Consider the following 10,152-nt stretch of genomic DNA (forward strand, 5'->3'; position numbering starts at 1 on the left):
TGTGTTCTGGTGCCGGCTGTGGGGCCAGCAACGTTCAGCATACGATCACTCAGTGAGTGATCACTAACTGAAAGCTATACTAGCTGGCATGGTCACGTCAGACAAGGGAATTTCTCGCCAGCATGCAAAGGCGCAGCGACGCGAAGCGATCATGGAATCGGCAAAGGTGCTGTTCGCCCGACACGGCTTCTTGGCGGTGAGCATTGACGACATCGGACACGGCGCAGGAGTGTCGGGTCCTGCGGTGTACCGGCACTTTCCGTCCAAGGAAGCGATTCTTTCGGAACTGCTGGTGGGGATCTCGAATTACCTCAAAGCTGGAGGTGGGCACATTGTTGAGAACTGGAAGGCCCCCTCGTCAAAAGACATCCTGATCAAGCTGATCGATTTCCACTTGACGTTCGCGGTTACGGAGTCTGAGCTGATTCGTATTCACGACCGCGACCTGGGAAGCCTACCTGTTGATGGGCAGAACCGGGTGCGTGCGTTGCAACGGGCGTATGTCGATCGGTGGGTGAGCGTGGTGACCGCGATGTCCGATCTGACCCGCGATGAAGCTACTGTGCGGGTCCACGCGATTTTCGGGATGCTCAACTCCACACCGTATGTGGTGCGCCGCAAGCCGGAGGAAGTGATTCGGCAACAGTTGCGCCGGGCGGCGTTGGCGTCGCTTGAGATCGACCCGGATGCGTGAGGGGTTGGCTGGTTGAGGTGGCACGGTCGCACCCCGAGGTGTGGCGTGCCTTTAGTCGACGATCCGGCGGTTGGCTAGGCGCGGGTCGTCGCGGAACGACACCAGCATGAGTGAGGAGTTCACTTTTTCGATCACTTGGCTGGCCGTGCGACCCAGCTGAACTGCCATTCCGGCGAACAGGCCCAGCCCGCGCTTACCCATAACGAGAAGGCGGGCGTTGGAGGATGCGGCGACGAGCACCTCGGCGGCGGGACCCTGTGCGTACTCAACGGACACGTCCAGACCGGGCACTTCCGAGCGCAACCAGGTGAGGTCGAACTCCGTCTGCGCGTGGGTGCGTTCGCTGTCCCCCAGAGGGTCGACGCCCACGACCACGCGCAGAGGCAGGCCGGCGTTGACGGCGAAGTCGGCGGCATCCAGGGCGGCCACGCTGGAGTATTCGGAGGTGTCCATGCCCACAACGACCGAGTCGCCGGTGTCGCCTGACCGGTAGATGAGCACGGGGCACAGCGAGTGGCCGGGGAGTCCGCGGCTGGTGCGTCCGATTCGGCCGGCGAATTCCTGGTCTGCGCCGTGGTGGCCGATCACCAGGAGGCCTGCGTCGTCGCCCAGCGCGGCGAGTTGTTCTGCAGGGTCACCTGCGAAGACGCGGGTTTTGATGGGCGCCGAGGTGGTTTCGGAGTCTTCGCGGGTGGCTTCGAGTTGGGTGCGCAGCTCGTCCAGCATGGCTTGGCACTTTTGGCGGTCTTCTTCGTTGGGAGTTGCTGGCTGCACTGCAGGCAGGGAGCCGGTGTACGGGGTGGTCACGTCACTGGGAGCCGGGAGCACTGGGCGCGTTCCGTCTGGGATCACTGCTACCAGCACGATTTCGCGTGCGTCTGCGAAGTGAGCTAGGGCAAAATGGGCCGCTTCACGTGCGGAATCCGAGTCATCAATACCCACAACGACGCTGTCACGCGACAGTTTCATGATCCACCTCGAAGTCGAACAACCGGATTATGCCCAGCTTAGCCGAGTGGTGACGATCACGCTGTGTAGAGTCAACGAGAGCCCCCTGTCGGAATCGAACCGACGACCTTTTCATTACGAGTGAAACGCTCTGCCGACTGAGCTAAGGAGGCAACCAGACAGATTCTAGTGGGGTGGCTCCAGCTCGTCAAACTCTAGGGCCGTGTCGACGCAACGCCTCAGCACTGCACCACCTCAGTCCCCAGAACCGGATCCTGAGCCGAAACCTGGGAACCCATAGAACCAACCACCTCGTGCCTTCTTACACCCGACGTAAAAGTAGCTGGCGCCTTCTTTGTCGTAGTCGCCACGGCCTTCCGTATAGATGTAGTTTCCGTTTTTCAACGTGTAGTCACCGCACTCGTTCGGGTCAGTTCCCGGAGTAAAAAAGACCCCAACGGCCGCATAGGCACTTACCACGATCACGAGGATCGAAACCCAGGTTTTCTTCTTCTCTTCCTGGGTGAGGTAGCCGGGTAACAGCCGGTACAGAAAGTTTAAGGGGTCCCGAGGTGCCCGTTCAGTTTCCCCGCGGTGTCGGGCCTTTTTCACAGTGGAGACGATATAAATCACCGCGCCGATGATGAGCGCAATGAGGAAAATGAACGCGAGAAATTTCATGGCGAGTCTCGTCTTGTGTGGCTGGCTGTTTCAGAATTAATGTACTCTGTTGCGATCGCTTCGCGCCTCGCTCGCAGGCGTATGTGTCACATTCGGTACAGTAATGACTAATGTCTGCTCACCCGAATTTAACCACGACCGCTGACCTGGAGCTTTTCATTCACCAGTTCCACCAAACGGTGGAAACTGAGTCCCCTTCAAACGACAAGGCCGCACTTCACCGTTCTGCTCGCCTGTTCGATGCACTAGGCGAAGGCCTGATGGGCGAACCCGCGCACATGGAAGTCATCGACGGCTTCCCTCACCTGGTGTGGCGGTTTGGCAACGGTCCCCGGCGCGTCGTGCTCGTTGGTCACCACGACACCGTGTGGCCCATGGGCACCATTGACGACATGCCCTTCACCATCAGCGGCGGAATCATTCGCGGGCCCGGTACCGACGACATGAAGGGTGGCGTGCTCATCGCTATGCACGCACTCAAAAAAGTCAAAGAGCAGTTGGGCACTCTGGACGGCGTCACGCTTCTCATCACCGGTGACGAAGAGCTGGGCTCCCTAACCTCCCGGGACCTCATCGAACGCGAATCCGCTCACGCCCGCGCATCGCTGGTTTTTGAATCCGGCGGACCCAACGGTGAAGTCAAGGTGGCCCGCAAGGGTGTGGCGATTTACCACCTCAACGTCACCGGACGCGCCGCCCACGCTGGTGTTGAACCAGAAAAAGGCATCAACGCCACCACCGAGATCGCATCGCAGGTCGTCAAGATCGCCGGACTCAACAACCCTGACGCCGGCACCTCGGTCGTTCCTTCTTACATGCACTCCGGAACCACCACCAACACGGTGCCCGCGAAGGCGACCTTGTCGATTGACTCACGAGCCACCTCGGCGCGCGAACAACAACGCGTAGACAAGGCACTACGCAGGCTGCGCCCCGTCATCCCCGGCGCGCAACTCCACCTCGACGGTGGGATCAACCGCCCACCGTGGGAACGCAAGGTGTCCGCGCACCTGTTTGCGCGAGCCCGCAAGGTGGCCCAAGCGCTGGGGCAGGACGAACTCAAACCCATCATGGTGGGTGGTGGCTCCGACGGAAACTTCACGGCCGCGCTGGGCACACCCACCCTGGACGGTCTGGGAACTGTGGGTGGCGGATCGCACGCGGTGGACGAGCACGCTCGCATCGATTCGATTCTGCCACGCATCGACCTCACTGCCGGCCTGGTGGTGGACCTGCTGACTAGCGACCAGTAGCCTGCGCGGCGGGGCTCCACGGACGAGACAAGCCAATGAACGCGGCTTCCACAATGAGGAGCGGTGCCGTGTTCGTTTGCAGGCGGGTGCGAGCAAGTTGCAGCACTTCGATCTGTTTGAGCGTGGTCACTGGGTCTGACGAGTCTGCGATGCTCGAGATCAGTTGCTCATCCCCCACGTTGATGAGGTTCTCTTTTTCGCCCATCCCCCACATGAGGACGTCGCGGTAAAGCGCGAGCAGTTCGAGGAACATGGCGTCGAGTTCGTCGTTTCGGGCGCGCGAATCGCGTCGCTTCTGTTCATCTTCTAAGCGTTTGATTTGCGAGCGCACAGCCGGTGGCGGGTTCTTGCCCGGTTCGACTCCGAGCGTGTGCAGGAGATCTTCTTTTTCCTTGGCGTTGCGGTCCTTGGTACGGTCGCTGGCGCGTGTTGCTGCTTGGTCCAGGGTTTCGCCAGCCAAGCGCACAGTGGCGCCCAGGGAGTCGAGCTTGAGTGGGATCCGCAGGATCTGTTCCCGCACCTCACGCGCTTGAGCGTTTGTCGCTAGGTATTTGGCGCGTCCGATATGGTTTTGGGCTGCCGATGCCGCCCACGCCGCCACTTCCGGGTCGATGCCGTTGCGTGTGCTGAGCAGCTGTGCGATCGCTTTGACCGGTGGGATGCGCAGGTTCACGTTGCGGCACCGCGAGCGGATGGTCGTCAGAACGTCCTGGGGGCTGGGCGCGCACAGGATCCACACGGTAGCCGGCGGAGGTTCTTCGATTGCTTTGAGCAACACGTTCGAGGTGCGTTCTGTCATGCGGTCAGCGTCTTCAATGATGACCACGCGCCAGTCAGCGTTCACCGGCGAGGCTTGCGCTTGCCCCACGATGTCGCGGACTTCGTCGATTGAGATGACCGACTTTTGCGTGGACATCACCGTCATAGATTCGTGGTTGCCCGCCAGCGCGCGTTTGGCTTGTGCGCTTAGTGTTGCGCCGTGATCTGGTGTCAAGAGTGCAGCCGCGAAGGCTTTGGCTGCGTTCGACCGACCCGATCCTGGTGGCCCCGTGAGCAACCACGCATGCGTCATGGCCTGCGGTTCGCTGGCGGCACGCGCCAAGGTTGCGACCGCCGCGTCCTGACCCACGAGGTCGGCCCACACGGTTCCGGCCATTCCGGAGTTTGCGTCAGCCGTCATGAATTTCGTCTGGCATCGCGCAGGCGTTGGCGCGCCTGCTGTTCGATCATGGACTGCCGTTGAAGTTTGTCGCGGTTGGTTTCAGGGTCCGGCTCTGCTGTGTTGTTAGGTTCCGCCGGCGTTTTTGGCTCCGCCGGCGTTGTTGTCTCCGCCGGCACCGCGGTTGATCCCTCAGGTTTTGACGTGTCCGCAGATTTCTCGCGTGGCGGAAGAACGGTGGTTTCAGCAGACTCCGCTTCATCCGCACCGTCAACGTCGATCGGTTCGGTGAGGAACTGTGGAGGCTCAGCGTAACGGTTTTCGTCGACTGCCTTCTGGGCGTCTTCAGGTGACATCCGCTCGGTGGGAACACCTTCGAACACACCGCGGGGTGCGATCGGCTCAAACGTGTCGGCGACGTCTGCGGATTCACCCCCGTCGATCACCGCGTCGACGACGCGCTGGATGTGTTCGGCTACCTCGTTGACTGAGCGTCCCGCCGGAATCACCGCGTACCTTTCAGGCTCAGCTTCTGCCAGCCGCAGGAACCCTTGGCGCACACGGTCCTTAAACTCCAGGCTCTGTTTGTCCAGGTGGTTCGCGTCCTCGCGGCTACCCATGCGTTCGGCGGCCACCCGCGGGTCAATGTCCAGAACCAGCGTCAGGTTTGGTACCAGCCCCGAGGTCGCCCACCGTGACAGCGACAGCACATCGTCCTCGGACAGCTCACGACCTCCGGCCTGGTACGCAAGCGAGGAGTCGATGTAGCGGTCGGTAATGACGGCCCCACCCTGGTCCAGGTGCGGGTTGATGAGGGTCGCGACGTGGTGCGCGCGGTCGGCCGCGTAGAGCAGAGCTTCAGATTTCGGCGAAACGGCTTCACCGTCGAGCAGAACACTGCGAATCGACTGACCCACAGGCGTGCCACCGGGTTCGCGGGTCGCGATGACCGGGTCAAACCCGCGGGATTCCAAGTGGTCGACTAGGTTGCGGATCTGGGTGGTCTTGCCGGCCCCGTCCCCACCTTCGATCGCGATGAACAGCCCCGTTGAGGGCGCGACGGGTTCTGGAACCGCCAGCGAGTTGGCGCCGGTTTCCTTAGCTTCGTCCGCCGAGGTGGTAGCACCTAGCAGCACGCGTGTTTCTTGGTCTTCAGAGACTGCGAGGGCTTGTGGCGCGACGTTGGATGAGGTGTCGCCGGGCACTTGGAACGCATTCATGAGGTCAACACCCATTCCACGCACGCCCATGGGTGAGAACAAGAAGATCGCCAAGATTCCGGTTGCAAAGGCCAGAAGTCCGATCGCGCTGAAGGCAACTCCCGATGCTGAAAGCACCCACGTGGTCACGGGTGACAAGTTGAGGTCGAACGTGATGTTGAGGCCACAGAGCAGCGTGGCCAAGAGCATGCCCACGGCAAGTCCCACACGTCGTGAGAATTCGTATTTTTGCGCACGTACACCCACGCCTACGCTGAACGCGGTGAGTGCCATGACGACGGCTTTTCCGGACAGTTCGTTGATGAGGCCCGCGAAGATCATGAACAGACCGGTAGCGACCAGTGCGAACGCTGTCAGACGTGGCCGGGTCATTCCGGGAGCGAAGGTCGGACCTGATTCGTATCCGGCGGCCCATCCCAAGAGCACGGCTGCGATCATCAGCCCAACAGCACCCTGCCCGTAACCACCGTCCACGGTGGCAGGCAGAGGAAGAATGAACAGGGCGCCCAGGACAGCGAACAATGCGTAGCAGGCCCATGGGAACGCGATCGACATGTGACCGCGGGAGCGTTTGATGGCCAGCGTGTGCGGGAATGTGTGAAGGTCGTCAATGTCGCGGTTTGAGGACAGCGGGAACACCAGCACCATGAGTGCTGCTGCGATGAGCAGGATCGCACCCACGAACAACAGCCAGCGCAGAGCGTGGGCGCCGGCCGGGACACCGTGTTCGAGCTCAAAGTAGTACGTGACCAGCAGGAAGATTCCAACAGCCAGACCACCGGTGCGCCACGGTTTGGTGTGAAGTTCAGGCGCGTGGGCCGCGAGCACGCCCACCAACATGCCCAGCAGTGCGGCCACGACCAGGGTCAGCCAGTACGTGGGGATGAACACGACAACGACTGATACACACGCAGTCGCTGCCGCAAAGAGCGTGAGTAGCTGAGAACGGACGGATTCTTTCAGCTGCGTCAGTTTTTTAGGCGGAATGAGAACACCCACTACTGAAAGCGCGAAGAACGCGAGCAGTCCCGGCACAGCAAATGAGGAGTTGAACCCGCCGTCACGTTGAAGCTGAGTGAGTTCGCCGTAGCGGCTGATCTCCATGGCCCCGCCGAACCCGTGAATACCCACGATTGCGAACGAAATCGCCGCTGAACTCAGTGCGACAAGCCACGCCCCAACTTCGAGCGCAGCGTGGCCAATAGTTCCGGCGTGTGGCTTAGATAGAACAGTTTGAGTATCCACATGGCTAAGCCTACTCGCCCAGCCCACGTTACCGCGTAAGGTTAAGCAGTGATGTCACAGAACTTGGAATACATAGCGGACACCAGCGCGGGAGCTATTCGCGACCTCGGCGTTGCCCGAGCCCTTCTTGACGGCATCCGAAACGGAACCCGCGGACCTACCCTGCGGATTTACCAACCCCAACCCACGGTGGCGTTTGGCGCCCGGGACCGGTTCGCCGCGGGTTTCCCACAGGCAACCCAGGCGGCCAGCGCTCACGGTTTTACCCCTGCACTGCGGACCCTGGGGGGACGCGCGGCGGCGTACCACCTCGGGAGTTTGGTGCTTGACCATTTGGAGCCGGCCAGCACGCTGTACGGCAAGACGCAGGAGCGGTTCACGCAGTTTGGTGAGCTTTACGCCTCGGCCTTGCGCACGCTGGGTGTGGATGCGCGCATTGGCGAGATTCCGGGTGAGTACTGCCCGGGCGAGTTTTCGGTCAACGCGGCCGGGCGCATCAAGATCATTGGTACGGCGCAACGGGTGACCAACAAGGGGTGGCTGTTTTCGTCCTCGGTGATTGTGACGGACCCGCAGCCCATTCGCGCGTGTCTGACCGATGTCGAAGCCGCCCTGGGCGTGGACTGGGACCCGCAGACCGGCGGTGCGTTGAGTGAGCTCCACCCGGGGATCACCGTTGAGGACGTCAAAGACGCGTTCCTGGCAGCCTACGCCACGGAATGGGATATTCGCGAAACTGCGCTCACCAGCGATGTCACCCAGGCCTCCCGCGCATATGACGAGAGGCACCGGGTGGAGTGATTAGCTCTTCTTGGTGGTTGCTGTTTTCTTAGCAGCGGTCTTAGTCGCGGTGGTCTTGCGGGTAGTGGATTTCTTGGCCGCGGTGGTCTTCTTTGCAGTCGTCTTCCGGGTGGTCGTCTTCTTCGCGGTGGTGCGCTTCTTGGCGGGTCCCTTGGCGCGTTTTTCGGCTAGGAGCTGGAACGCGCGTTCTGCGGTGATGGTCTCTACCGAGTCGTCTTTGCGCAGGGTCGCGTTGGTGGTGCCGTCGGTGACATAGGGACCAAAGCGACCGTCCTTGACAACGACGGGCTTCTTGGTTTCGGGGTCTTCGCCGAATTCCTTGAGCGGAGCCGCCGCTTTACGCCCACCGCGCGTCTTGGGTTGCGCGTAGATCGCCAGCGCTTCTTCGACTGTGATGCTGAAAATCTGCTCTTCGGATTCCAACGATCGCGAGTCGGTTCCCTTCTTCAGGTACGGCCCGTAGCGTCCGTTTTGCGCGGTGATGTCCACGCCTTCTTGGTCCTGGCCAACGACCCGGGGCAGGCTCAGAAGTTTCAGAGCTTCTTCGAGCCCCACGGTCTGCAGGTCCATGGACTTAAACAGCGAGGCGGTGCGTGGCTTTGGCTTCTTGGTGCCGCGTTTGGCGGGGGTGTCGGATTCGGGTAGCACCTCGGTGACGTAGGGGCCAAAGCGCCCGTTCTTGGCGACGATCGTGTGCCCGGTTTCCGGGTCCACGCCTAGTTCGCGGTCACCGTCGCCCTGGGTTTCGATGAGTTCGCGGGCTTTTTCGGCCGTGAGTTCGTCCGGAGCCAGGTCGTCTGGCACGGAAACGCGCTTGGGTTTTTCGGGGTCGTCGCTGGGGACTTCCAGGTATGGTCCGTACCGTCCCACGCGCAGGGTCACGTCGTCAGCGATCTGCACGGTGTTGACTTCGCGTGCGTCGATGTCGCCGAGGTCGTCCACGGTTGGTTTGAGTCCCGGGTGGTCGCCGGCGGGCTGGTCTCCGTCTGGGCCGTCGGTGACTGTAGCGCCGGCGGCACCGGTTCCAAAGTAGAAGTCGGAGAGCCACTGCGTGCGGTCGAGTTCACCTGCGGCGATGTGGTCGAGCTCCGTTTCCAGGTCGGCGGTGAACTGGTAGTCCACGAGCCCGCCGAAGTGTTCTTCAAGCAGCCTGACCACGGAGAACGCGAGCCAGCTGGGCACCAGAGCGTTGCCACGCGGGCGCACGTATCCGCGATCTTGGATCGTGGAGATGATGGCGGCGTACGTGGACGGGCGCCCGATCCCCAGTTCTTCCAACCGCTTGACCAGGCTGGCTTCTGTGTACCGAGGTGGTGGCGCGGTCGTGTGCCCCGCGGCTTCTGCGGAGTGGACGGCGAGTTCTTGGCCTTCCGTGACTTGTGGGAGGCGTGAACCAGCGTCACCGGAGTCGTAACGGGTTGCGTCGCGGCCTTCTTCGTATGCGGCGAGGAATCCGCGGAAGGTGATGACCGTTCCCGAGGCGGTCATGCCTGCCGTTGCCCCGTCCCCGAGGTGGGTGCTGAGGTCGGCGGTGATTTTCATGGTGGCGGTGGAGCCTTTTGCGTCGGCCATCTGGGAGGCGACCGTGCGCTTCCAGATCAGGTCGTAGAGCTTGAATTCGTCGCTGGACAGTTTTCCCTGCACTTGAGCGGGAGTACGGAACGAGTCACCAGCGGGACGGATCGCTTCGTGCGCTTCCTGCGCGCCCTTCTGCTTCTTCGCATACATCCGCGGGGAGCCGGGGACGTATTCGGGCCCATAGAGTTCGGTGACTTGCTTGCGGGCGGCGGCGACGGCCTCGGCGGACAGGGCCGAGGAGTCCGTACGCATATATGTGATGTACCCGTTTTCGTACAGCGACTGGGCGACGCGCATGGCCTGGCGGGAGCTCATGCGGAGTTTGCGGCCGGCTTCCTGCTGCAGGGTTGAGGTGGTGAACGGGGCGGCGGGCCGGCGTGAGTACGGCTTGGTTTCAAGCCCGGAGACGCTCAGTGGCGCGTCGGCGTTGAGCACGGAGGCGAGTTTGGTGGCGTCGTCCTTGCCCAGCACGACGACCTGTGAGCTGGCCTTTTTCAGCTGACCAGCGTCGTCGAAGTCGCGGCCGGTGGCGACTTTTTGGCCCAGGTAGGTGGTGAGTTTGGCGGCGAATTC

At 61.8% G+C, this 10,152-nt stretch carries 8 protein-coding genes and 1 tRNA gene; 3 read left to right on the forward strand and 6 right to left on the reverse strand.

Going from position 1 to position 10,152, the window contains the following annotated elements; all coding sequences use genetic code 11:
* Nucleotides 1-88: 88 nt before the first annotated feature.
* Nucleotides 89-694 (forward strand): TetR/AcrR family transcriptional regulator, encoded by a 606-nt coding sequence (locus tag MHX53_RS04780; protein WP_102238426.1) that lies wholly within the window; start codon nucleotides 89-91, stop codon nucleotides 692-694.
* Nucleotides 695-745: 51 nt separating this feature from the next.
* Here the strand turns inward: MHX53_RS04780 and MHX53_RS04785 are convergent, their stop codons facing one another.
* From MHX53_RS04785 to MHX53_RS04795, 3 genes are all read right to left on the reverse strand, one after another.
* Nucleotides 746-1,663, reverse strand: a complete 918-nt coding sequence (locus MHX53_RS04785) for a universal stress protein (protein ID WP_102238425.1) — start codon at nucleotides 1,661-1,663, stop codon at nucleotides 746-748.
* Between the two features lie 79 nt (nucleotides 1,664-1,742).
* A tRNA-Thr gene (locus MHX53_RS04790) sits at nucleotides 1,743-1,815 on the reverse strand.
* A gap of 82 nt (nucleotides 1,816-1,897) precedes the next feature.
* Entirely contained in the window at nucleotides 1,898-2,323 is a 426-nt protein-coding gene (locus MHX53_RS04795; protein ID WP_239271419.1) for an attachment glycoprotein G, read from the reverse strand.
* A gap of 110 nt (nucleotides 2,324-2,433) precedes the next feature.
* Between MHX53_RS04795 and MHX53_RS04800 the strand changes: the two genes are divergently transcribed.
* Entirely contained in the window at nucleotides 2,434-3,576 is a 1,143-nt protein-coding gene (locus MHX53_RS04800; RefSeq protein ID WP_239271420.1) for a M20 family metallopeptidase, read from the forward strand.
* On the opposite strand, the gene MHX53_RS04805 is transcribed toward MHX53_RS04800, so the two are convergent.
* Nucleotides 3,563-4,756 carry a DNA polymerase III subunit delta' gene (locus tag MHX53_RS04805; RefSeq protein WP_102238419.1) on the reverse strand — a complete coding sequence of 398 codons (1,194 nt, stop codon included), beginning with the start codon at nucleotides 4,754-4,756 and terminating at the stop codon, nucleotides 3,563-3,565. The two genes, MHX53_RS04800 and MHX53_RS04805, sit on opposite strands and share 14 nt — an antisense overlap.
* Complete coding sequence (gene tmk / locus MHX53_RS11770) at nucleotides 4,753-7,200, reverse strand: dTMP kinase (protein ID WP_102238418.1); 2,448 nt, start codon at nucleotides 7,198-7,200, stop codon at nucleotides 4,753-4,755. Before tmk ends, MHX53_RS04805 begins: the two co-directional genes overlap by 4 nt.
* Nucleotides 7,201-7,251: 51 nt before the next feature.
* Here tmk and MHX53_RS04815 point away from each other — a divergent pair, with 51 nt between their 5' ends.
* A complete protein-coding gene (locus MHX53_RS04815) occupies nucleotides 7,252-8,001 on the forward strand; it encodes a lipoate--protein ligase family protein (RefSeq protein ID WP_239271421.1) in 750 nt (249 codons plus the stop codon).
* Here the strand turns inward: MHX53_RS04815 and MHX53_RS04820 are convergent.
* Nucleotides 8,002-10,152: DNA topoisomerase (locus tag MHX53_RS04820; RefSeq protein WP_239271422.1), on the reverse strand; the 2,151-nt coding region annotated here is incomplete at its 5' end.

Origin of the sequence: Brevibacterium sp. ACRRH (assembly GCF_022346365.1) — a bacterium.
Classification (GTDB): Bacteria; Actinomycetota; Actinomycetes; order Actinomycetales; family Brevibacteriaceae; genus Brevibacterium; species Brevibacterium paucivorans.